The sequence below is a fragment of the Dactylosporangium sp. NPDC051541 genome (genome assembly GCF_044454505.1).
Classification (GTDB): Bacteria; Actinomycetota; Actinomycetes; order Mycobacteriales; family Micromonosporaceae; genus Dactylosporangium.
In genome coordinates, this window is the sequence record NZ_JBITDU010000013.1 from 115,000 (window position 1) to 137,844 (window position 22,845).

Here is a 22,845-nt window from a genome sequence, read left to right on the forward strand (position 1 = left end):
GGAGCGTGACGTACCTGACCGGATTCGGCCGCCCCATCGGCACCGGCGCCCCCCGCGCCGCGTTCGGCACCGACGCGCCCACGCTGAGCCTCAACGGCGACTGGCGGTTCCGGCTCGCGCCGAGCGTCGCCGAGGCCGCCGACGGGTTCTGGGCGCCCGGCTTCGACGACTCGGGCTGGGCCGAGCTGCCGGTGCCGTCGAGCTGGCCGATGCACGGGTTCGGCCGCCCCGCCTACACCAATGTCGTCTACCCGTTCCCGGTCGAGCCGCCGCACGTGCCGACCGACAACCCGACCGGCGACCACCGCCTCGTGTTCGACGTGCCGGCCGCGTTCGGGGCGGCGGGCCTGGGCGCGAGCCTGCGCTTCGACGGCGTCGACTCCTGCGGCCGGGTCTGGCTCAACGGCGTCGAGCTCGGCGTCACCCAGGGCAGCCGGCTGCCGGCCGAGTTCGACGTGACCGGGGTGCTGCGCCCGGGTGAGCCCAACGTCCTCGCGGTCCGGGTGCACCAGTGGTCGGCCGGCAGCTACCTGGAGGACCAGGACATGTGGTGGCTGCCCGGCATCTTCCGGGACGTCACGCTGCTGGCCCGGCCCGCCGGCGGCGTCGACGACGTCTTCGTCCACGCCACCTACGAGCCCGACGGGCACGGCCGGCTGCGGGTCGAGGGCCCGGCGGAGGCTCGGGTGAGCATCCCCGAGCTGGGCCTGGCCGACCTGCCCACCGGGGCCGCGCACGACGCCGGGCCGGTCGAGCCGTGGACGGCCGAGACCCCGCGCCGCTACGACCTGGTCGTCGCCACCGGCACGGAGACGGCGACGCTGCGGATCGGCTTCCGGACCGTCGCGATCGTCGACGGCATCCTCACCGTCAACGGCCGGCGGATCGTGTTCCGCGGCGTCAACCGGCACGAGTTCCACCCCGAGCGGGGCCGGGTCGTGCCGCCCGACGTGGTCCGGGCCGAGCTCGAGCTCATGAAACACCACCACGTCAACGCGATCCGCACCAGCCACTACCCGCCCCACCCGGCCGTGCTCGACCTGTGCGACGAGCTCGGCTTCTGGGTCATCGACGAGTGCGACTACGAGACGCACGGGTTCGGGGAGCTGGGCTGGCGCGGCAACCCCAGCGACGACCCGCGCTTCGCCGACGCCTGCGTCGACCGGATGCGCCGGATGGTCGAGCGGGACAAGAACCACCCGTCGGTCATCATGTGGTCGCTGGGCAACGAGGCCGGCGTCGGCGCCAACCTGGGCCTGATGGCCGACTGGGCCCGGCGGCGGGACCCGGGCCGGCCGCTGCACTACGAGGGCGACAAGAGCAGCGCGCACACCGACGTCTACAGCCGCATGTACGCCAGCCACGCCGAGGTCGACGCGATTGGCCGGGGCGAGCACCACGGGCCGCGGCTGCCGTTCATCCTCTGCGAATACGCGCACGCGATGGGCAACGGGCCCGGCGGGCTCATCGAATACGACGAGCTGTTCGAGCGGTACCCCCGATGCCAGGGCGGTTTTGTCTGGGAGTGGCTCGACCACGGCATCCGGCGGCCGGCCGGCGACTACGCCTACGGCGGCGACTTCGGCGAGCCGCTGCACGACGGCAACTTCGTCATCGACGGCCTCGTCTTCCCCGATCGCACGCCGTCGCCGGGCCTGACCGAGCTGGGGGCCGTGTACGCGCCGGTCCGCCTGGCCGTGCGGCCCGGCGAGGTCACCGTCCGCAACCGGTACGCGTTCCGCTCGCTCGGGCAGGCCGTGCTGCGGTGGGACGTCTCGGTCGACGGTGTCGTCGCGCGGCAGGGCTCGGTGCCGCTGCCGGCCGTCCCGCCGGGGGAGAGCGCGGAGATCGCGGTGCCGTACGAGGCGGTGGTGCCGCCGGCCGGGGAGGCCTGGCTGACGGTGCACGCCGTGGACCGGGCCGGCCTCGTGCTCGGCAGCGGGCAGGCGTTCCTCGGAGCGGCGCCGGCCCGGCCCGCGGTGATGGGCGGGGCGCCGCGGCGGGACGGCGGTGTCATCCGGCTCGGGGCCGGGGAGTTCGAGCCGGTGCACGGGCGGCTGGTGCGGCTCGGCGGTCTCGCCCTGCGGGGGCCGGTGCTCGACGTGTGGCGGGCCCCCATCGACAACGACCGGCTCGGGCCGGACCCCCTGGCCGACCGCTGGCGGGCCGCGGGGCTGCACCGGATGACGCACCGCCTCGTCGACCTCGAACTCGGCGGCGACGCCCTCGTGGTGGCGACCCGGGTCGCGGCGGCGGCGTCGGACTCGGCCCTGCTGACCTGGTACACGTGGCGACTTTGCGGTCCCGGGCTGGAGCTGACCGTGCGGGTCGAGCCGGTCGGGGCGTGGGACATACCGCTGCCGCGGCTCGGTGTGCGGCTGGAGCTGCCGGCCGGGCTCGGGGACGTGACGTGGTTCGGGGCCGGGCCGGGGGAGGCCTACCCGGACTCGCGCACGGCGGCGCTGATCGGGCGGTACACCTCCACTGTGGATGCTCTGGTGACGGACTATGTCGTCCCGCAGGAGAACGGCAACCGCGCCGACACCCGCTGGCTGACGCTGAGCGCCCCGGACGGGACGGGCCTGCGGGTCGACGCCGCGGACCGGATCGGCTTCACCGCCCGGCGCTGGTCGACGGCGGCCCTGGACGCGGCCCGGCACCGGACCGACCTGCTGCCCTCCGACCGGGTCCACCTGCACCTCGACCACGGCCACCACGGGCTGGGCAGCGCCGCCTGCGGGCCCGGGGTGCTGCCGCAGTACGCACTGGAGGCCGCCCCCGCGACCTTCACGCTGCTGTTCACGGCACCAGCAGCGTCCCCGCCTTCTTGAGGCAGCGCACGATCGGCGACGTCTCGGCCCCGGTCACCCCGGGCAGGGAGCCGACCTGCTCGGCCAGGTAGTCGTACAGGGCGTCCAGGTCCCGACAGATCACCGTGGCCGAGATGTTCGCCGGGCCGGTGATCGCGGCCGCGTAGCCGATCTCCGGATGGGTGGCGAGGGCGCGCGTCACCGGCGTCAGCGCGGACGGCGCCACGGTCAGCCACAACAGCGCCTCCGCGTGATAGCCGAACAGGGCGGGCTCCACGTCGACGTCGAAGTACACGATCCGGCTCTTCTGCAGCTCCTCCAGGCGTCGCCGGACCGTCGTCTCCGACCAGCCGGTGGCCCGGGCCAACGCCGGGAAGTCCGCGCGGCCGTCCCGGGCGAGGGCGGCCAGCAGCGCGTTGTCGGCGGCGGTCGGCGGCCCGGTGCGCGCCGGCGGCGACGGCGGCGGTTCGAGGGCGGCGATCTCCTCCGGCGTGAGCGCGGACGTGCGGCCCGGCCAGCCGTTGAGGCCGGCCACGCCGCGCAGGACACAGTGGGCGGTGACGGCGGTGACCTTCGGGGAGCGGGGGAGCCGCTGCAGGAGCAGCTCGCCCTCGTCGGCCTGGCGGCGGGTCCGGGTGATGCACGAGATCTCCGTGCCGCCGGACAGGACCATGACCCAGCTGGTGTCGGCCCGCCGGGCCAGGGCGGTCGCCAGGGGCAGGGCGGCGTCGGGGGTGCACTGGATGCGGACCAGCCAGTCGACGTGGCCGATCGCGGCGGCGTCCGGGAGGCCGATGACGCGGACGACACCGGCCGAGCGCAGGCGGCGGTAGCGGCGGGCGACCGTGCGGTCCGACGCGCCCAGGACCTCGCCGAGGCGGCTGAACGGGGCCCGGCCGTCGATCTGCAGGGCGTGGACGATGCGGCGGTCGAGGTCGTCCATCGTGAGTGGATCCACCGTCCGACGGTATCAGCGTGCCGGATTCCGCCGTTTCTCGACGGGTAGTCGTCGCCGGTCCGGGGCGGCGGCACGCTGACGGGCATGCGCAAATGGCTGCCGCTGCTCGCGGTCTCGCTGAGCACCCTCATGCTGCTGATCGACATCACGATCGTGTCCATAGCCGCCCCCGCCCTGGCCCGGGACCTGCACGCGTCGTTCGGGGCGCTGCAGTGGACCGTCGACGTGTATGTCCTCACCCTCGCCGCCCTGCTCATGGCGGCCGGGTCGTTCGCCGACCGGATCGGGCACCGGCGGGTCTTCGTCGCCGGGCTCGTCGTGTTCGCCGTCGCGTCCCTCGCCTGCGGACTGGCCCCCGGCACCGGGGCGCTGATCGCCGCGCGGGGCGTGCAGGGCCTCGGCGCGGCCGCGATGTACGCCACCAACGCCGCGCTGCTGGGCCTCACCTACTCCGGCCGGGACCGCTCGGTCGCGTTCGGGATCTGGGGCGCCGCCAACGGGGCCGCCGCCGCGGCCGGGCCCATCCTCGGCGGCATCCTCACCGAGCACGTCGGCTGGCGGTCGATCTTCCTGGTCAACCTGCCGGTCGCGGTCGCGGCGCTGCTCCTGGCCCGCTACGTCAACGGTGCGGTCGCGACGCGTCCGGCCGGCCGGGTCGACCACCCCGGCGTCGTGAGCTTCACGGCGGCGGCGACGCTGCTGGTGTACGGCCTGATCCGCGCCGGCGACGCGGGCTGGACGGACCCGCTCACCATCGGTGCGCTCGTCCTCGGCGGCCTGGCGGTGCTCGTGTTCGTGCTGGTCGAACGCTGGAACACGGCGCCGATGCTCGACCTGCGGCTGTTCCGCCGGGCCTCGTTCTCGGTGCTGATGTTCGGGGCGGCCGCGCTGACCGCGTCGGCGTTCGCCGGGCTCGTCTTCGTGTCGGTGTGGGCGCAGACGGTACTGCGGCTCGACGCGATGGACGCCGGGCTCGTGCTCGCGCCGATGGCCGTCGTCGCGTTCGTGGTCGCCGGGGCCGGCGGGCGGCTGCTGCACGCGGTACCGGCCCGGTACAGCATCGGCGTCGGCCTGCTGCTGATCGGCGCCGGGGACGCGCTCGGCCTGCTGGTGGGCCCGGACTCGGGCTGGCCGGCGCTGATGCCGTTCCTGGTGGTGGGCGGGCTCGGGGTCGGCCTGGCCACGCCGGTCATCGCTTCGGCGACCTTGGCGGTGGTACCGCCCGCCCGCGCGGGCATGGCCAACGGCGCGTCGAACACGTTCCGGCAGCTCGGCTACGCGCTCGCCCTGCCCGTCTTCGCCACCGTCCTCGCCGGCGCCTCCGGTGACGTCCTGGGCGGCGGCGCCTCACCGGCCGCGTTCGCCGACGGCCTCGACCGCATCTTCGCCATCGGCGCGATCATCGCGTTCGCCGGCGGGTTGGCCGTGCTCGCGCTGCTGCGTACCACCACGGTTGTACGCGAAAGTGACGACCGTGGGCTGACGACCGAGGCCGCTTCTCCGGCCAGCATTGGGGCATGAGTTCCTACCGGTTCGTCACCCCGGTGTCCGGGCGGTCGGCCACGGGGCCGGTCGCCGCGGTGTATGCCGCGTCCACCCGCGAGCTCGGCGCCCGCTTCGCGCCGCACCTGTCACCCGCACCCGACCTGCACGCCGCGCTGTGGACCCTGCTGCGCGAGTCGCTGCTGGCCGGCACCGTCCCGCGGGCCCGCAAGGAGGCGGTCGCGGCGGCGGTGGCGATGGCGAACCGGTGCCCGTTCTGCATCGACGCGCACACCGCGATGCTGCACGCCACCGGCGACGGCGAGACGGCCGCGGCGATCCTGCGCGACGAGTCGCCGGACCCGCTCGTCGCCTGGGCCCGCTCGACCCGCACGGCCGAGCCGGACCCGTGGCCGTTCCCGGCCGCGCAGGCCCCCGAATACGTCGGCACCGCCCTGGCCAACCACTACATCAACCGGATGGTCGACGCGCTGCGGCCCGGGTCGCCGCTGCCGGGCGGGGTGCTGCGGGCACCGGCCCGGCGGGCGGCGGGGCGGCTGCTGACCCGGACGGTGCGGCGGCCGGTGCCGGCCGGGGCGACGTCGATCGACGCCGCGTGGGGCGAGTTCAGGCGAGTCGCCGGGCGCGGCGGCGAGCTGCTCGGGGCGACGGCCCGGGCGGTGCTGCACGACGTGGTCGGGCGGTGGCGGGGCGAGCACCCGGAGCTCGGCGGCGGGTGGCCGGGCACGGTGCTGGCGGAGGTGCCGCCGGACGAGCGGCCGGGGGCGCGGCTGGCGGTGCTGGCCGCGCTCGCGCCCTACCGGCTGACCGAGTCCGCCGTCGCCGCCTGGCGCAGCACCGTTGGAGCGCGAGGAGATGAGGAGCTGGTGCGGGTCCTGGGTTACGGGGCGTTCGTCGCGGTGGATCGCATCGCCAGGCGGATGGCGATCGCGGCGGAGAAGGTCGGGTGATGGCTATTGGTGCGAGGAGGTCGGCCACATCGTTGCGTTGCCGCATTCGGCCGTGACATAGGCCGTCGCCCGGGCCGCGGCGAGGAAGTCGTCGACCACGGGGGAGGTGCGCGCGGCCGGCACCGCGAGGCACACCTGGTCGGGGGCCAGGTCCGGGATGGGGACGAAGCTGACCTCCGGGTGGGCGTAGAACACGGTCGCCGAACGGGCCAGGAACGAGATGCCCCGGCCGGCCGCGACGTGCTCCAGGGTCTCGTCCACGCCGCGCACCAGGTAGCCCGAGTCGGGGTGGGGGCGCGTGGTCGGCGGCGGGCCCGCGTCCGGCGGCCAGACCAGCGCCTCGCCGCCCAGGTCGGCCTCCGTGATCTGGTCCTTGCCGGCCAGCCGGTGACCGGCGGGCAGGACGGCCACGCGCGGCTCGGTGAACAGCGGGCTGACGCGCAGGCCGGCCTCGTCGATCGGCAGCCGGACATAGCCGACGTCGATGCGGCCGTCGAGCAGCCGGGTGGCCTGATCGTCCCCGTCGATGCGCTGCACGTCCACGAGCACGTCCGGGTGCCGCTCGGCGAACAGCCGCACCGCCGGGGTGACCGCGATGCCGGCCCGGAAGCCGACCGTCAGCCGCCGGCTGCCCCGCGCGGCCACGGCGACCCGACGGCGGACCGCGTCCGCGGAGGCCAGCAGCGGGCCGGCGTCGTCGAGCAGCTGCCGGCCGGCGTCGGTCAGCGCCACGCCGTGACTGTCGCGGACCAGCAGCGGCGTGCCGAGGTCCTGCTCCAGCGCGCGGATCTGCCGGCTGAGCGCCGGCTGGGCGATGTGCAGCGCAGCGGCGGCCCTGCCGAAATGCCGCCGCTCGGCGACCGCGACGAAGTAGCGCACCTTGCGCAGGTCCAGATCCATCGCGCCTCCCCGGTCCGGCGATGCCTTCAGGGTATCGCGGCCGCTACAACAGGTCTTGGACACCGAATCGCGGCGGTGGCACCGTCGAATCCATGAACACCATCAGCATCATCGGCGTCGGCAACATGGCCCGCGCGATCGGCGTCCGCGCGATCGCCGGCGGGCTCGCCGTCGAGGTCATCGGGCGCGACCCGGCCAAGGCCGAGGCCCTCGCCGCCGCGCTCGGCGACGGCGCCACCACCGGGACCTTCGGCGCCGCCCCCGCCGGCGACATCGTCATCCTCGCCGTGCTCAACGCGGCCGCCGTGCCGGTCGTCACCCGATACGGCAACGCGCTGGCCGGCAAGGTCATCATCGACATCACCAACCCCGTCAACGCCGACGCCACGGGGCTGGTCACCCCGGACGGCACCTCCACCGCACAGGAGATCGCCAAGGCCGCCCCGGCGAGCGCGCCCGTCGTGAAGGCGTTCAACACCATCTTCGGCCAGTCCCTCGCCCCGGGCCGCACGCCGGACGTGCTGTTCGCCGGCGACGACCACCAAGCCAAGGCCCGCGTGTCGGCGTTCATCGACAACCTCGGCCTGCGCCCCCTGGACGCCGGCGGCCTGGAGATGGCGCACTGGCTGGAAGGCGCGGCCCTACTGATGATCAATCTGGCCAGGCACGGCGTGGGCAACATCGACTTCACCCTCGCCGTCAACCCCCTCGCCTGACCGGCGGCCGGCCGGCGGAAAAGGGGCGGCTTGGTGGGTGCGGGGCTGTGCGAGGATGTGGGCATGGCGGACGAGATCGTCGATGTCGTGATCCGGGCCGACGGCAAGGTCGAGATGCACGTCAGCGGGGTCGACGGGATGGTCTGCGTCGAGCACACGGAGCAGCTCGTCGGGCTGCTCGGCGGCGAGGTCGAGACGCGGGAGCTGACCGCCGACGCCTACGTGCGGACCGAGGCCGACGTCGACATCGACGAGCGGAACCGGCTGTGGCACTGAGCGAGTCGCTGCTGATCCACGCGGTCGTCGCGCGCAGCCGGGCCAACGGGCCGGGCGAGCGGATGGCGGTGTGGGTGCAGGGGTGTTCGCTCGCGTGTGCCGGCTGCTTCAACCCGGAGACCCACCACGGTGGCGCCGGTGAGCGCCGCAGCGTCGACGGGCTCGTGGCGCTGGCGGCCGGCCTCGGTGTCGAAGGGGTGACGCTCACCGGCGGGGAGCCGCTCGAGCAGCCCGACGGGGTGGCCGCGTTCGGTGCCGAGCTCAAGCGCCGGACCGGGCTGGGGCTGATCATCCTCACGGGCTACTCGCGGCGCGAGATCGAGGCCGATCCCGCGCGGCTGCGGGCCGTCGCCGACGCCGACCTGGTCGTGGCCGGGCGGTATCAGCGCCGGGCCCACCTCGGCGGGGCGCTTCGCGGGTCGGTCAACAAGGTGTACTGGTGGCGCACGGAGCGGTACCGAAGAGCCGATCTGGACGCCGTGCCCGAGCTGGAAGTGATCGTCGGGGCCGACGGGACCATGACGATCACGGGCATGGCGGCCCCGGCGATCGGCTGAACACACCAACGGGGAGGACAGGCGCGTGGCTGGGGTCGGGGACGAGATTCGGCTGTACCTGCGCGCCCGCGTCGCGCTCATCGTGCTGGTCACGATCGAGGAGCAGCGGGCCATCGAGATCCTCGACGACGTGCGCCGGGACCGCGACCAGAACACCGACCTCGTCGTGTGGGACATCGCCGACCATTTCACGTCGGCCGCGCGCCCGCCCGCCGGGCACCGGCCGCTGCCCGAGACCGGCGACCCCGGCACGGCCCTTGACAAGATCAAGGAGCTGGCGAACAAGAGCCCCGACCGCCGCGACCTCTACGTGCTCAAGGACTTCCACGAGTTCTGGGCCCGCGACCCGCGCATCCGGCGCAAGCTCAAGAACCTCGCCCAGCAGCTCGTCTACACCGGAGCGTCGCTCATCGTCATCGCGCCGACCCGCACCGTCCCCGTCGAGCTGCGCAACGACGCCGTCGTCATCGAGCTGCCGCTGCCGAGCGCGCCGCAGCTGCGCCAGGAGCTCGACGGGCTCATCGAGGGCACCGCGGGCGTGAAGGCCTCGCTCGGCGAGCCAGGGCGGGCCAAGCTCGCCCAGGCCGCGCTCGGGCTCACCGTCGCGCAGGCCAAGCGGGCGTTCGCGAAGGCCATCGTGCGCGACGGGGTCCTCGACGACCGGGGGCTCGACACGGTCCTGCAGGAGAAGAAGGCCGTCGTGCGGGAGAGCGGCGCCCTCGAGTTCTACCCGGTCGAGGAGAGCCCCGACGACGTCGGCGGCCTCGACGCGCTGAAAGGCTGGCTGACGCTGCGGGAGCGGGCGTTCTCGGCGGAGGCGACGCAGTACGGGCTGCCCGCGCCGAAGGGGCTCGCGCTCATCGGCATCCCCGGCACCGGCAAGAGCCTCACCGCGAAGATGATCGGCGGGCTGTGGCGGCTGCCGCTGCTGCGCCTCGACGTCGGGGCGCTGTTCGGCTCGCTCGTCGGCGAGTCCGAGGAGCGGGTGCGTCTGGCGATCCAGCTGGCCGAGACCGTCGCGCCGTGCGTGCTGTGGATCGACGAGATCGAGAAGGCGCTGGCCGCGGGCGGCCTCGACGGGGGCACCTCGCAGCGGGTCTTCGGCACCATCCTGACCTGGATGCAGGAGAAGACCGCGCCGGTGTTCGTGGTCGCCACCGCCAACGACGTCGCCGCGATGCCGCCGGAGACGCTGCGCCGCGGCCGGTTCGACGAGGTGTTCTTCCTCGACCTGCCGACCGAACGCGAACGGCGCGAGATCATTGCCGTGCACCTGCGCAAGCGCCGACGCGACCCCGAGGCGTTCGACGTGCACCACCTCGCCCAGATCTCCGACGGCTTCGTCGGGGCCGAGCTGGAGCAGGCCGTCATCGACGCCATGTACCACGCGTTCGCCGAGGACCGCGACCTGCGCACCGCCGACCTCACCGAGGCCCTGCTGCGCACCGTCCCGCTGAGCCGCTCGCAGCGCGAGGTGATCGAGCACCTGCGGGCGTGGCTGCGCCAGGGCCGGGCCCAGCCCGCCTCGGCCGCCACCGACCGCCGCGACCCGGCCGACCGCGGGCCCGGCCTGGAGCTCGACCTGCCCGCCGACCTCCCCCGCGACCCGGACGGCTGGGACGGTGACCTGAACTGAACCTGTTCCGGGCCGTGCGCGTGCGTGACCGGCTCATCGCGGGGGTCGCGGCCGGGAACCGGTGGGCGATCTGGGTCCTGCGGCTCACCGTGCGGCGCCCGCCGGCCGTCGGGGAGTGGCCCGCCCTCGCCGGGGCCGACCTCGTCGCGGCGGCCGGGCGCGGCGACGGGCACCCGGTCGTCGACTACGCCCGCCGGCGCATCCTCGACACCGTCGCCGCGCACGGGCCCGGCGACCTGGTCGAGGAGCTCGGGCGGCACGCGCTGGAAGCGCGGGAGCTGGCCGCCTGGTGCCGGGCGCACGACCTCGAGCCCGCCGAGCCGACGATCGCCGCCGCGTTGCTGCTCGTCACCGGGCATGAGGCCCGGTACCACGCCGTCGACCCCGGCCACGGCCTGCTGCGGGCCGCGTTCGCCGACGGCGGCCCGACGCGGCGGACCCGGCTGCTCGCGGCCCTGGCCGCGGCCGGCCTCGACCCGGCCGTCGTCGCCGGGAACGCGGCCACCGCCGAGCCGATCTGGGACCTGCCGATCGCCGACGCGGTCGCGGCCGTCGCCCGGTTCGGGGCCTGGCGGCCGGCCGGGCCCGCCGCGGCGGCGCTGTTCGAGCGGCTGGCGGCGGCCGACCCGCAGCGCGTCGCCGCCGCCGTGGCCGCACTGCCGGAGGCCTACGAGCTGCCGCTGCCGGGGCGGCCCGGGGACGTGGCGCTGTCGGCCGACGGGACCCGGCTGGCCTACCACTACCGCGACGCCGGCCGGGGCGCGGTGTGGCTGGTGGAGGCGGACGCCCGCACCGGGGCCGGGCTGTACCGGTACCGCCGCGATCGCCTCGCTGACGCCCTGCTGCTGGCATCGCCCAACTGCCGCACCCTGGCGCACCTCGGTGACGCGGTTGTCGGCATCGAGGGCGACGGCCTGTACCGCTACCGCCGCGGCGAGTGCACCCGGCTCATCCGGGGCGAGTTCGGCGGCGTGGTCCGCCTCGGCGCCGGCGGGCGGTTCGTGGCGATCCAGCTCGACCGGGCCCGGATGGTGTCCGGCACCGCGGACGGCGTCACGCCCCGGGCACCGGACGGCCCGTGGGACTTCAGTGACCTGCTCGGGCGGTGGCTGTCCGCGGCCCCGGACGGCCGGCACATCGTCGTCGGCAGCCTCGACCGCCTCGTGCTGCGGACCGGCGACTCCCGCCGCACCATCGTGCAGTGGGCCCGCGACCGCGCGTTCGACGACAACTTCCCGGAGACCGGGTTCGAGGGGGCCGTCTTCCCCGCCCCCGACCGGCTCGTCACGCTCGAGACCTACGCAACCGGCCGCCACAGCCGCCTCACCCGCTGGCGCATCGCCGGTGCCACGCTGGAGGTCGAGGCGGAGGAGACCGTCCCGCCGGGCCTGGGTCTCGACATCGTCGACGGCACCGGCCTGCTCGTGCTGACCGCCCGGGACCGGCAGGGACTGCGCTACTACGACGCCGCGACGCTGGAGCCGGCCGAGCCCGGGCCCCTCGCCGACGCGACGGCGCCGGTCTACCCGCGGCACGCGGCCGGCCGGTCCGCGTTCGTCACATGGCAGGTGGAGCTGCCGCGCGACGCGGTCCGGGTGTCGCCGACCCGGCTGGAGGAGCTGGCGCGGCGGCCGCTGCGGGAGCTGACCCCGGCCGACGCCGAGCTCCTCGACGCGGCGGCGAAGGCGGAGACCGACGGCGAGCTGTACGGGCTGCTGCGCGACTGCGTCCACCTCCGCTACGGCCATGACATCGTGCTCGGCCGCGGGCCACGGCCCGGTGACGACGACATCGCGATCGGGGGAGTGGTGTGAACGCGGCGCTGCGGCTGACGGTGGGGCGGGCGGCGGCCGGGGACCGCGCGGCGGTCGCGGGCCTGCTGTGGCTGCTGGACAAGGACGGCGGTCCGCAGCTGCGGGAGGCGGTGTGGCGCGCGCTGCTGACGGTACCGATGCCGGATCCTGCGCTGTGGTCGGCCGTGCAGGGCGACTGTCTGGCGGCGCTCACGGGCGACGAACTGCTCGCCGCGGCGGAGCGGGAGGACGGGCATCCGGTCGCGGTGCCGGCGCGGCTGCGGGTGCTGGACGGGCCCGCCGGCGACCTGGAGGCGCTGTGCCTGCGCGCGCCCGGGCGGCCGGGGCTGGCCGCCTGGTGTGCCGCCCACGCGATCGGGAAGGTGCCGGCGCCGGTCGCCGCGCTGCTGCTGATCGTGTCCGGGCAGGTGGAGCAGTACCACGCGACCGACCCCGACGGCGGTGCCCTGCGGGCCGCCCTCGAACGGCCCGGGCTGCGGGATCGCGGGGCGGTCCTGGCCGCCATGGCCGCGGCCGGGGTGGAGCCGGTGCTGGTCGTCGGCGGCGGGCCGGCGGCCGACTCGGGGCGGGCCGGGCTCATCTGGAGCCTGCCGGTGGCGCAGGCGGCGGAGGCGGTGCACGGCCTCGGCGGCTGGCGGCCCGACGGGTCGGCCGAGGCGCGGCTCTTCGCCCGGCTGGCCGGGGCCGACGCGGGCCGGCTCGACCGGGCCACGTGGGAGCTGATCCGGCTCGGCCCGCCGGTCGTGCTGGTGCCGGCGCCGGACGGCCGGGACCGCGTCGTCGACCTGTGCGAGCTGCCCGAACGGCCCCTGGGCGAGCTGGGGCCGGTCGAGCTGGGGGTGCTGGAGCGCTACCTCACCGCGAGCCGCCCGCCGGCCGCCGTCCGCGACCTGCTGGAGCTGCTGCGCGACTGCCTGCGGGTGCGCTACGGCGACGAGATCGAGCTGGGCGGGTTCACAGCGTGACGCGGGCCAGCGTCTCGCGCAGGTTGGGCTCGGTGACGACCGCCAGGGCCTCGGCCACGGACAGCCAGCGCAAGGGTGCGTCGGGCTTCTCCGGACGAGCGGCTTCGGGGGTACTGGTGGCAAGCACGAACCGCACATCGGCGTGCTCGTGCGCGGGCTCGTCGCCGCGGGCGTTCACCGGCACCACGACGACGTGCACGATGGCGGCCGCGGCGGGGTCGGGCCACGGCTTGAGATCGGCCAGGCCGGTCTCCTCGGCCCCTTCCCGCAGCGCGATCGCGAGGGGGTCGGTCTCGCCCGGGTCGCCGTGCCCGCCGACCTGCAGCCAGGCCTCCTGGCGGGCGTGCCAGCGCAGCAGCACCCGGCCCGTCGGCGGGTGGACGATCAGCGCGGAGCCGGTCACGTGCAGCGGGGTCGACCGCGACCACACGTCGCCACCGGCGGCGAGCAGCGCGCGGACCCGGGCGACGTCGGCCTCCTCGGCGGGGTCGGTCGGGCGGTATCGGTCCAGGGCATCGGCGAGCACGTCCGAAACCTATCCTGGGGGCGTGACCACGCGCATCGGGATTGATTTCGGGACCGCGAACACGGTGGTCGCCGGGTGGGACGCGGCCGGGCAGCGGGCCGAGCCCATCCCCCTGCCCGGCTACGACGTGGTCCGCGAACCCGTGCCCGGGCTGCTCCAGCGGGTCGTGCCCTCCGTGGTCGGATACCGGATCGGTCCGGACGGCCGGGTCGGCACCGCCCTCGGCGCCGGTGGCCTCACTGACCCCGGCCCCGGCGGCACTGTCTTCCGATCGATGAAGGCAAACCTGGCCGGCCGGGTCGCCGACGTCCCCCGGACCGTCGGCGGGCACCGGATCACCGGCCGGCAGGCCGCGACCGACTTCCTGCGCGGCGTCACCGCCCTCGCCGTGCTCGCGGTCGGCGCCGACGACCTCGAGATCGTGGCCACGGCCCCGGTCGAGACGTTCGACCGCTACCGCGACTGGCTCGTCACCGAGGTCGGCCGCGACCTGCCCCAGGCTCGCCTCCGCGTCGTCGACGAGGCGACCGCCGCCGCGGTGGGCTACGGGGGCCGGATGAGCCCCGGCGACGCGTTCGCCGTGTTCGACTTCGGCGCCGGCACCCTGGACGTGTCCGTGGTCGTCGTCCGCGACGCCGACGAGGCGGCCGGGGGTGCCGCCGTCCGGGTCGTGGCCAAGGCCGGTGCCGACCTGGGCGGCAACCACGTCGACGCGCTGCTGGCCCGCTGGCTGCTCGAGCGTTCGGGCGGCGGGCCCCGCGATCCGGTGCGACACAACAAGATCTTCGCGGGGGTACTGGCCGAGGCCGAGACGGCGAAGGTGACGCTGAGCCACCAGGACGCGGTGCGGGTCGCGGTGCCCGGTGGCGCCCCGGTCACCGTCGACCGGGCCGACCTGGAGCGGCTCCTGCGCGACGAGGACCTGTTGGGCCGGGTCAACCGCACCCTGCGCCGGGTCCTGGACGCCGCCGCCGCGCGCGGCTACCCGGCCGGGGAGCTGGCCCGCGTGTACCTCGTGGGCGGCACGAGCCTGATCCCGGCCGTGCAGGACCTGCTGCGGCTGCAGTTCGAGCCGGGGGTACTGCACCTCGATCGCCCGCTCGAAGCGGTCGCCGTCGGCGCGGCCGGCATCGCCGGCGGCCGCGAGCTGCACGACCACATCCAGCACGACTACGCGATCCGGCACGTCAACCAGGGCTCCGGCGGCTACGAGTTCGAGCCGCTCGTCGCCGCGGGCACCCCGTATCCGACCGAGGAGCCGGTCAAGTCCCTGACCATCCGCGGCGTCCGCACCGGCCAGCGCCGCCTCGGCCTGGCCGTCTACGAGCTGGCCCACGCCACCTACCGCGACGCCGGCGCCGACCTGGAGATCGTCTTCGACCGCGACGGCGGCGCCCGGGCCGCCCCGGTCAGCCCGCAGCAGCGCCAGGAGCGCAGCACCCTGTGGCTCAACGAGGACAGCCCGACGTTCCTGGACGCCGACCCGCCCGCGGTCGCCGGCGCCGACCGCTTCCTCCTCGAGTTCCGCATCGACTCCCAGAAACGCCTGACCGTGTCCGCCTTCGACCTCGACCGCAGCATCTGGCTGCTGGACCGCCGCCCGGTGGTCCAGCTCGCCTAGCCCATTGGAGGCCTCGCATGTCGCACTTCACCCGCGTCCGCACGGCCCTGCGCGACGCCCAGCTGCTGGCCGAGGCCCTGGCCGGGGTCGGCTACCCGGGCGCCGAGGTGCACGACGCCCCGCAGGTCCTCTTCGGCTACCAGGGCGACGCCCGCCCGGAGACGGCCGAGGTCATCGTCCGCCGCGCCCAGATCGGCGACGCGAGCAACGACATCGGCTTCCGCCGCGCCGACGACGGCACCTTCGAGGCGATCATCAGCGACTTCGACCGCCACCGCCACGGCGAGCCCTGGCTGCGGCAGCTCACCCAGCAGTACGGCCGCTCGGCGACCCTGCAATACGCCGAGCGCAACGGCTTCGAGGTGACCGGCGAGGAGCGCCAGACCGACGGCTCGATCCGCCTCCTGCTGCGCCGCAGCTCGTAGGCCGTCAGTTCGCGTTCCCGGCCGGCACCCGCCCCACGGACGGGAACATCGCCCGGGGGGAGCCGCCCGCGAACCAGACGCCGATCGCCAGGGCCGCCGCCGCCTCCAGGTAGGGCGCCCGGTCCAGGCCGCCGCCCGCGACCGGGGTGCAGCCCATCGACGCGATCAGCGCCGCGACCCGCGCACCGGCCTCGGGGGTCGACGCGCAGTAGGGCACGCCGAGCGGCACGCCCTCGAACACCGGCGGGTCGAGAGTCCAGATGCTGGCGTGGCAGAGGTTGAACGCCTTGACCACCGCGGCCGCGGGTGCCGCCGCGGCGATCCGGGCGGCGACCGCGTCACCCGGCGCGACGGTGAGCATCGGGCCGCCGGGGCCGGGCGCGACGGGGTTCGTGCAGTCCAGGACGATCGTGCCGGCCAGCTCCCCGGCCAGGTCCGCGGCGATCTCGGGGGCGGCCGCGGCGGGGACGGCGAACAGGACGAGGTCGCCGTGGCGGGCCGCCTCCCGCCGGGCGCTCCGGCCGCCGACGAGGACGTCGTGGCCGGCCCGAATCCAGGCACGGCCGAGCGAGGCGGACATGTTGCCGGTACCAATGATGCCGATCTTCATGGTTTTTCACGCTAGGCCGTCCGATGCACACCGAATGGTGTCCGGTGCCGCGGCAGAATCGAACCGTGGACGAGGACGACTTCACCGCTGACTGCCAGGCCCGGCTCGCGTTCGAGATCCTCGCGAACCGGTGGGACAGCGTCGTGGTGTTCACGCTCGGCGCGAGCGGCCCGATGCGGCCCAGCGCGCTGGCGGCCCGCATCGGCGGCATCAAACCGAAGGTCCTGCACGACGCGCTGCGCCGCCTCGAGCACAACGGCCTGGTGTCCCGGCAGACGTTCAGCGAGGCGCCGCCGCGGGTCGACTACGCGCTCACCGAGATCGGCCGGGCCCTGCTGGAGCCGATGCGCGCGATGGGCCAGTGGGCGCTGCGCTACGGCGACGCGGTCCTGGCCGCGCAGTGCGCCGCGGCCAGGTCCAAGATGGAGGCGTGAACTCGTCGTCGCCGCCGCCCGATCGCCGCTATCTGCTCGACAACGCCCGGGTGGAGGCGGGGGAGCGGTTCACCTGGATGGCCGAGCTGTTCGACGGTGTGACCAGGGGGCACTTCGACCGGCTCGGTGTGCGGGCGGGGTGGCGCTGCTGGGAGGTCGGCGCCGGCGGGCCCGGCATTCCCGACGCCCTGGCCGCGGCCGTCGGACCGACCGGGCACGTGCTGGCCACGGACATCGATCCGGCCTGGCTGGACCGGCACGGGCGATACGAGGTGCTCCGGCACGATGTGGTCGCCGACCCGCCGCCGCAGCCGGGCACGTTCGACCTGGTCCACGCCCGGCTGGTGCTCGTCCATCTGCCGGACCGGGACCGGGCGCTGGCGACGATGGTGGCGGCCCTGCGGCCCGGCGGGTGGCTGCTGGTCGAGGACGCCGACACCGAGCTGCAGCCCCTCGCGTGCCTCGACGAGACCGGCGAGGACCAGCGGCGCGCCAACCGGCTGCGGCGGGCCGTGCGGGAGCTGATGACCCGCCGCGGCGCCGACCTGCGCTTCGGCCGCACACTGCCGCGGGCGCTGCGGGCGGCCGGCCTGGCCGACGTCCGGGCGGCCGGCTTCTTCCCGTTCGGCGGGGTGGCCTGCGACCGGCTGGAGGCGGCGACGGTGCGCATGGTCCGCGCCGAGCTCATCGCGGCCGGCCTGGCCGACGACGCGGAGATCGACGCCCATCTGGCCGCTGTCGACGCCGGCGCGCTCGACCTCACCCTGGCGCCGCTCATTTCGGCCTGGGGACGCCGCCCGGAGGAGTCCGGCGGTATCGGCCGGCGGTAATTTTCAGGGAATAAGCCCTTGTGACGGCGCAGTCGCGGCCCGTGGGTTGACAGCGTATGGACGTAAATCGAAGGGTTGGGAACGCTCCCACCTGATCGCTGATCAGTTTAGCCCCGCCGCGTCCGCACACCCCGCAGGAGGCTCCATGTCCCGCCTGTCCCGCAGAAAGTTCGTCGCCGTCGCCGGCGGCACGGCCGCCGCGATCGCCGTCGGCTCGAAGGTGATCGAAGCATCGGCCGCCACCAATGCCGCCGCCGCCCCGGACGCCTACGCGCAGCAGTTCCTCGACCTGTACGCCAAGATCAAGAACTCCGCCAACGGGTACTTCCACTCCTCCGGCGTGCCGTACCACTCGGTCGAGACCCTCATGGTCGAGGCGCCCGACCACGGGCACCAGACCACGTCCGAGGCGTTCAGCTACTGGATGTGGCTGGAGGCCACGTACGGCCGGGTGACCGGGGACTGGGCCCCGTTCAACGCCACCTGGGCCGCGGCCGAGAAGTACATCATCCCGACGAACACCGACCAGCCCTCGAACGGCTCGTACAACTCGAGCTCGCCGGCGACCTACGCGCCGGAGTGGCCGCTGCCCAGCAACTACCCCAGCGCCCTGGACAGCTCGGTGAAGGCCGGCGCCGACCCGATCGCGGCCGAGTTGCAGTCCGCCTACGGCACCGCCGACATCTACGGCATGCACTGGCTGCTCGACGTCGACAACGTGTACGGCTACGGCAACACGGCCGGCACCGGCGCCGAGAACGGCCCGAGCGCGCCCGGCCCCTGCTACATCAACACCTACCAGCGCGGCGCCCAGGAGTCGGTCTGGGAGACGATCCCGCAGCCGTGCACCGACCTCATGAAGTACGGCGGCACCAACGGCTACCTGGACCTGTTCGTCAAGGACCAGAGCTACGCCAAGCAGTACAAGTACACCAACGCCCCCGACGCCGACGCGCGGGCCGTCCAGGCCGCCTACTGGGCCTACCGCTGGGCCTCGGCCCAGGGCAACGCCGGTGCCGTCTCCGCCTCCGTGGCCAAGGCCGCGAAGATGGGCGACTACCTGCGTTACGGCATGTTCGACAAGTACTTCAAGCAGGTCGGCGGCTGCACCAGCCCGTCGGGCTGCGCGCCCGGCAGCGGCAAGAACTCGGCGCACTACCTGCTCGGCTGGTACTACGCGTGGGGCGGCGCCGTGGCCGGCGGCGGCTGGGCGTGGCGCATCGGCGACGGTGCGGCCCACCACGGCTACCAGAACCCGGTGGCCGCGTGGGCGCTGTCGACGGTGACCGCGATGGCGCCGAAGTCGGCCACCGGCCGCTCGGACTGGGCGACCAGCCTCACCCGGCAGATCGAGTTCCTGCGCTGGCTGCAGTCGGCCGACGGCGGCATCGCCGGCGGCGCGACGAACAGCTGGGACGGCCAGTACGGCCAGCCCCCGGCCGGCACGCCGACGTTCTACGGCATGGCCTACGACTGGGAGCCGGTCTACCACGACCCGCCGAGCAACAACTGGTTCGGCATGCAGGCCTGGGGCATGGAGCGCTGGGCCGAGTACTACTACCTGACCAAGGACAGCCGGGTGAAGGCCGTCCTGGACAAGTGGGTCACCTGGGTCTCCGGCAAGGTCACCGTCGGCACCAACGGCACCTTCTCGATCCCGTCGACGCTGAGCTGGAGCGGGCAGCCCGACACCTGGAACGCGTCCAGCCCGGGCGCCAACGCCAACCTGCGGGTCAGCGTCACCGAGTCCGGCATGGACGTCGGCGTCACCGCCGCGCTCATCAAGACCCTGCTGTACTACGCGTCGGCCGCCAACAACACCGCCGCGCAGACGCTCGGCAAGAACCTGCTCGACGCCCTGGCTGTGCACACCGACAGCAAGGGCATCGGCATCGCCGAGACCCGCACCGACTACAGCCGGTTCAAGGACCCGGTCTACGTGCCGTCCGGCTGGACCGGCAAGATGCCCAACGGCGACACCATCAACTCCAGCTCGACCTTCCTGTCGATCCGGTCCTTCTACCAGCGGGACCCCGACTGGTCGAAGGTGCAGGCGTACCTCAACGGCGGGGCCGCGCCGTCGTTCACGTACCACCGCTTCTGGGCCCAGGCCGACGTCGCGATGGCGCTGGCGCTGTACTCGGAGTTGTTCCTGGGCGGCACCACCACCAGCCCGTCGCCGTCGAAGAGCGTGTCGGCGTCGGCCTCGGCCAGCGCGTCGGCCTCGGTCTCCGCGTCGGCGTCGGCCTCCCGGTCGACGTCCCCGAGCCCGAGCGGCGGTGGCGGCACGGGCGTCACGGCCACCTACAAGATCGAAAGTGACTGGGGCGCCGGCTTCGTGGCCTCGATCACGGTGAAGAACAACGGCACCACCCCGATCAGCTCCTGGCGCGTAGCCTGGACGTGGGCCGGCAACCAGCAGATCGGCAGCAGCTGGAACGCGGGCGTCACCAGTTCGGGCCGCAACGTCACCGCCACGAACCTCAACTACAACGGCACCATCCCGCCCGGCGGCTCGACCAGCTTCGGCTTCCAGGGCACCTACTCCGGCACCAACGCCGCCCCGACGCTGAGCGCTTCGGGCAGCTGACCCAGCACCTCCGGTAAACCCGGCCCGGTCGCAGCACCACGCGACCGGGCCGGACCGTTGCCGGAGTCATGTGGCGGCGGCCGGCGGCTCCACGGTCGGCCGGGCCGGGCCGGCCTCGCGGAGCATGGCCAGCAGCCCTGGAAAGCGTCCCTCCACGTCGTCGTATCGCAGGATGACCAGCCGGCGGATCCCGTCGACCCGCGTGCGGATCAGACCGGCGTCCCGCAGGACCTTGATGTGGTGCGACAGTGTCGACTTGGCGATGGTGGCGCCGGTGTCCTTGAGCACGTCGCTGCCGCAGGTCCAGTCCCCGGCCGCGTCGAAGGCCCGCACGAGCGCGAGGCGCACCGGGTCGGCGAGCGCGCTGAGCATGACATCGATGGTCACCGTTTCGATGGCCGGTTGGATCACCTCGGTCACGGGACGAAGCCTAACCCGGGCTTGCGAAATGTTCGACCCCCATCGTACCGTTCGATGCGACTCGAACAGTACGATCACGATCGAACAGGGGTCGGCCATGAAAGCGATCATCTATCGGGAGAACGGCGGGCCCGAGGTCCTGCGGCTGGTCGAACGGGACCGACCCGACCCCGGTCCCGGCGAGGTCCGCGTCCGGGTGGTCGTGTCCGCGGTGAACCCGACGGACTGGCAGGCGCGCTCCGGCATCGCTCATCGCAAGCTCTTCGCCGAGGTCACGCCGCATCTCGACGGCGCCGGGGTGATCGACTCCGTCGGTGCTGGGGTTGATCCGGGACGGGTCGGCCAACGGGTATGGCTTTTCATGGCCGCCGCCGGCCGGTCCACCGGCACTGCGGCGGAGTACACCGTCGTGCCCGCCGAGCGGGCTGTGCCGCTACCCGCGAAGGCCGGTTACGACGTCGGCGCCGCGCTCGGCGTCCCCGCGCTGACGGCGCATCGCGCGCTCACCGTCGCCGAGGACGGGCCCCGCCGCCTGCACCCCGGCGCGCTCGACGGCAAGGTGGTGCTCGCCGCCGGTGGCGCCGGTGCCGTCGGGCACGCCGTGATCCAACTCGCCCGCTGGGCCGGCGCCACGGTGATCGCCACCGTCAGCGGCCCCGGGAAGGCGAAGCTGGCGACCGCCGCCGGTGCCCACCACGCCATCAACTACCGCGACGGTGACCCGGCCGCCGCCGTTCGTGCCATCGCGCCGGACGGCGTCGACATCATCACCGAGGTGGCACTGGGCGCGAATCTTTCCCTGGACCAGGCCGTGCTGCGCACCCGCGGCACGATCGCGGTGTACGCCAACCAGGGCGGGCGGACCGTCGAGCTGGACGTCGGGCCGCACCTGGTCCTGAACTCCCGGATGCAGTTCCTGGTGCTGTACACGGCCGGCCCGGACGCACGCGCCGCCGCCGTCGCGGACATCGCCGCCGCCCTCCAGGACGGCGCGCTGCCCGTCGGTGAGGAGCACGGCCTGCCACTGCTCCGCTTTCCACTGCATCGCACCGCCGACGCGCACCGGGCGGTCGAGGGCGGCGAGACCGGCAAGGCGCTGGTCGACGTCACATCCTGAACCCCGGCGGGAGTCATCCACACGACTGCGGCGCGGGTGCTTGTCGATCATGCTGCTGCGATGACCTCCAACCGCGGGCCCATCGGCATGGTGTTGATCGGCTCCGTCGAGCTCGCGATCGGTGCCGCCATGCTCGTCGCGGTCCTGTTCGACCTGGCGCCGGCGGCTGGATCGGTGCTGCTCATCATCGGCATCATCCTGTTCGTCACCGGGGCGCTGTTCCTGCTGATCGGTCTGGGGCTGCGGGGCCACGCCGCCGCGGCCAGCCGGCTGCGGGCGACCGGCGTGGCCGGGCAGGCGCAGGTCCTCGCGGCCCGGCAGACCGGCGTCTTCATCAACAACCAGCCCCAGGTCGAGCTGGAGCTGCGGGTGGTCACGGCGGTCCACGGCTCGTTCGACGTGGCCCTCAAGGTGTTCGTCCCGCTGGTCGCGGTCGGCCGGCTCGGCAACGGTCAGCCGCTGGCGGTGGTGGTCGACCCGACCGACCGGGAGCGGATCGTCGTGGACTGGTCCGGCCCCGCCCCGGCGCCCGCCGCGCCGCCGGCACCCACCGCGGCCGAGGCCGCCCGGCTCCGGGATCGCCTGCTGCGCACCGGTGTGCCGGCGACCGCCCGGGTGCTCGGCGCGACGTACACCGGGCAGCTCGACGAGCAGGGCCGTCCCGTGTACGACGTCCAGCTGCTCCTGGAGCTCGACGGGCGGGCGCCGGTGGCCGGCCCGGGCCGGTTCGCGGTGCCGGCCGACCGGGTGGGCGTCATGCAGCCCGGCGGGGTCATCCCGGTAAAGGTCGACCCGCACGACTCCGCGACGATGGCCGCCGACTGGGACCGGCTGCCGTCATCGTGACGAGCCGGCCGGGTGCCGCTCAGGCGCGACCGCGGCGACCGGTCAGGCGACCGGCGATGGCGCTGAAGAGCCGGCCCACCCATGACGGGTCGCCGCCGCCGGACAGCGAGTGGGCGCCGAGGAACTTCGCATTCGGATCGGGACCGCCGTTGTACTCGGCGTCGGTCTGGCCCGGGACGCGCTTGGGCTGTGCGCTCATGATCGCCACTCCTCCGTCCGGCGCGGCGACGGTACCCCCGCCGCACTCGCATTTGCCGCCTGAACAGCTCGACTGTACCCCTGACGCATAGATGAGGGTTGTGACCTGACATCGGGCTATGGGACGGTGGCGGTCCAGGAGG

Annotated in this window: 22 protein-coding genes; 16 read left to right on the forward strand and 6 right to left on the reverse strand. The window is 74.4% G+C overall.

Features of this window, described 5'->3' with window-relative positions:
* Positions 1-5: 5 nt before the first annotated feature.
* Positions 6-2,831 (forward strand): glycoside hydrolase family 2 TIM barrel-domain containing protein, encoded by a 2,826-nt coding sequence (locus ACIA8L_RS42055; protein ID WP_395913575.1) that lies wholly within the window; start codon positions 6-8, stop codon positions 2,829-2,831.
* Here the strand turns inward: ACIA8L_RS42055 and ACIA8L_RS42060 are convergent.
* On the reverse strand, positions 2,800-3,768 hold the full coding sequence (locus tag ACIA8L_RS42060) for an Lrp/AsnC family transcriptional regulator (protein ID WP_395913577.1): 969 nt from the start codon (positions 3,766-3,768) through the stop codon (positions 2,800-2,802). The two genes, ACIA8L_RS42055 and ACIA8L_RS42060, sit on opposite strands and share 32 nt — an antisense overlap.
* An 84-nt stretch (positions 3,769-3,852) precedes the next feature.
* On the opposite strand from ACIA8L_RS42060, the gene ACIA8L_RS42065 reads away from it, so the two are divergent.
* Both ACIA8L_RS42065 and ACIA8L_RS42070 read left to right on the forward strand, forming a co-directional pair.
* Entirely contained in the window at positions 3,853-5,289 is a 1,437-nt protein-coding gene (locus tag ACIA8L_RS42065) for an MFS transporter (RefSeq protein ID WP_395913579.1), read from the forward strand.
* Positions 5,286-6,221 carry a carboxymuconolactone decarboxylase family protein gene (locus ACIA8L_RS42070; protein ID WP_395913581.1) on the forward strand — a complete coding sequence of 312 codons (936 nt, stop codon included), beginning with the start codon at positions 5,286-5,288 and terminating at the stop codon, positions 6,219-6,221. Before ACIA8L_RS42065 ends, ACIA8L_RS42070 begins: the two co-directional genes overlap by 4 nt.
* 3 nt (positions 6,222-6,224) lie before the next feature.
* Here ACIA8L_RS42070 and ACIA8L_RS42075 read toward each other — a convergent pair whose 3' ends face one another.
* Positions 6,225-7,121: a LysR family transcriptional regulator gene (locus ACIA8L_RS42075; RefSeq protein ID WP_395913583.1), complete on the reverse strand. Its 897-nt coding sequence runs from the start codon at positions 7,119-7,121 to the stop codon at positions 6,225-6,227.
* Positions 7,122-7,213: 92 nt separating this feature from the next.
* On the opposite strand from ACIA8L_RS42075, the gene ACIA8L_RS42080 reads away from it, so the two are divergent.
* The 6 genes from ACIA8L_RS42080 to ACIA8L_RS42105 all read left to right on the forward strand — a co-directional run bounded on the left by ACIA8L_RS42080 (position 7,214) and on the right by ACIA8L_RS42105 (position 13,085).
* A complete protein-coding gene (locus tag ACIA8L_RS42080; RefSeq protein ID WP_395913585.1) occupies positions 7,214-7,837 on the forward strand; it encodes an NADPH-dependent F420 reductase in 624 nt (207 codons plus the stop codon).
* 63 nt (positions 7,838-7,900) lie between these two features.
* The gene (locus ACIA8L_RS42085) at positions 7,901-8,113 is read left to right on the forward strand and encodes a DUF2997 domain-containing protein (protein ID WP_395913587.1); all 213 of its coding nucleotides are present in this window, start codon (positions 7,901-7,903) and stop codon (positions 8,111-8,113) included.
* Entirely contained in the window at positions 8,104-8,670 is a 567-nt protein-coding gene (locus ACIA8L_RS42090) for a 4Fe-4S single cluster domain-containing protein (protein WP_395913589.1), read from the forward strand. The genes ACIA8L_RS42085 and ACIA8L_RS42090 overlap by 10 nt, the downstream gene beginning before the upstream one ends.
* A gap of 25 nt (positions 8,671-8,695) precedes the next feature.
* Positions 8,696-10,306, forward strand: coding sequence for an AAA family ATPase (locus ACIA8L_RS42095; RefSeq protein ID WP_395913591.1), 1,611 nt, complete (start codon positions 8,696-8,698; stop codon positions 10,304-10,306).
* A gap of 14 nt (positions 10,307-10,320) precedes the next feature.
* Entirely contained in the window at positions 10,321-12,120 is a 1,800-nt protein-coding gene (locus ACIA8L_RS42100) for a hypothetical protein (RefSeq protein WP_395913593.1), read from the forward strand.
* The gene (locus ACIA8L_RS42105) at positions 12,117-13,085 is read left to right on the forward strand and encodes a hypothetical protein (protein ID WP_395913595.1); all 969 of its coding nucleotides are present in this window, start codon (positions 12,117-12,119) and stop codon (positions 13,083-13,085) included. Before ACIA8L_RS42100 ends, ACIA8L_RS42105 begins: the two co-directional genes overlap by 4 nt.
* On the opposite strand, the gene ACIA8L_RS42110 is transcribed toward ACIA8L_RS42105, so the two are convergent.
* Complete coding sequence (locus ACIA8L_RS42110) at positions 13,075-13,611, reverse strand: NUDIX hydrolase (protein ID WP_395913597.1); 537 nt, start codon at positions 13,609-13,611, stop codon at positions 13,075-13,077. The genes ACIA8L_RS42105 and ACIA8L_RS42110 overlap by 11 nt on opposite strands.
* Before the next feature lie 22 nt (positions 13,612-13,633).
* On the opposite strand from ACIA8L_RS42110, the gene ACIA8L_RS42115 reads away from it, so the two are divergent.
* Both ACIA8L_RS42115 and ACIA8L_RS42120 read left to right on the forward strand, forming a co-directional pair.
* A complete protein-coding gene (locus tag ACIA8L_RS42115; protein ID WP_395913599.1) occupies positions 13,634-15,232 on the forward strand; it encodes an Hsp70 family protein in 1,599 nt (532 codons plus the stop codon).
* 17 nt (positions 15,233-15,249) lie between these two features.
* Positions 15,250-15,657 (forward strand): DUF1257 domain-containing protein, encoded by a 408-nt coding sequence (locus ACIA8L_RS42120; protein WP_395913601.1) that lies wholly within the window; start codon positions 15,250-15,252, stop codon positions 15,655-15,657.
* Between the two features lie 4 nt (positions 15,658-15,661).
* On the opposite strand, the gene ACIA8L_RS42125 is transcribed toward ACIA8L_RS42120, so the two are convergent.
* Positions 15,662-16,267: an NADPH-dependent F420 reductase gene (locus ACIA8L_RS42125; protein ID WP_395913603.1), complete on the reverse strand. Its 606-nt coding sequence runs from the start codon at positions 16,265-16,267 to the stop codon at positions 15,662-15,664.
* A 65-nt stretch (positions 16,268-16,332) separates the two neighbouring features.
* Between ACIA8L_RS42125 and ACIA8L_RS42130 the strand changes: the two genes are divergently transcribed.
* From ACIA8L_RS42130 to ACIA8L_RS42140, 3 genes are all read left to right on the forward strand, one after another.
* Positions 16,333-16,701 carry a winged helix-turn-helix transcriptional regulator gene (locus ACIA8L_RS42130; protein ID WP_395913605.1) on the forward strand — a complete coding sequence of 123 codons (369 nt, stop codon included), beginning with the start codon at positions 16,333-16,335 and terminating at the stop codon, positions 16,699-16,701.
* On the forward strand, positions 16,698-17,531 hold the full coding sequence (locus ACIA8L_RS42135) for a methyltransferase (protein ID WP_395913607.1): 834 nt from the start codon (positions 16,698-16,700) through the stop codon (positions 17,529-17,531). Before ACIA8L_RS42130 ends, ACIA8L_RS42135 begins: the two co-directional genes overlap by 4 nt.
* Positions 17,532-17,676: 145 nt before the next feature.
* A complete protein-coding gene (locus ACIA8L_RS42140) occupies positions 17,677-20,121 on the forward strand; it encodes a glycoside hydrolase family 48 protein (RefSeq protein WP_395913609.1) in 2,445 nt (814 codons plus the stop codon).
* 66 nt (positions 20,122-20,187) lie between these two features.
* Here the strand turns inward: ACIA8L_RS42140 and ACIA8L_RS42145 are convergent, their stop codons facing one another.
* Positions 20,188-20,541 carry an ArsR/SmtB family transcription factor gene (locus tag ACIA8L_RS42145; RefSeq protein WP_395913611.1) on the reverse strand — a complete coding sequence of 118 codons (354 nt, stop codon included), beginning with the start codon at positions 20,539-20,541 and terminating at the stop codon, positions 20,188-20,190.
* Positions 20,542-20,638: 97 nt separating this feature from the next.
* Between ACIA8L_RS42145 and ACIA8L_RS42150 the strand changes: the two genes are divergently transcribed.
* The gene (locus ACIA8L_RS42150; RefSeq protein WP_395913613.1) at positions 20,639-21,658 is read left to right on the forward strand and encodes an NADPH:quinone reductase; all 1,020 of its coding nucleotides are present in this window, start codon (positions 20,639-20,641) and stop codon (positions 21,656-21,658) included.
* 60 nt (positions 21,659-21,718) lie between these two features.
* Positions 21,719-22,504, forward strand: coding sequence for a hypothetical protein (locus tag ACIA8L_RS42155; protein WP_395913614.1), 786 nt, complete (start codon positions 21,719-21,721; stop codon positions 22,502-22,504).
* Positions 22,505-22,523: 19 nt separating this feature from the next.
* Here ACIA8L_RS42155 and ACIA8L_RS42160 read toward each other — a convergent pair whose 3' ends face one another.
* The gene (locus tag ACIA8L_RS42160; protein WP_395913615.1) at positions 22,524-22,703 is read right to left on the reverse strand and encodes a hypothetical protein; all 180 of its coding nucleotides are present in this window, start codon (positions 22,701-22,703) and stop codon (positions 22,524-22,526) included.
* Between the last annotated feature and the right edge of the window lie 142 nt (positions 22,704-22,845).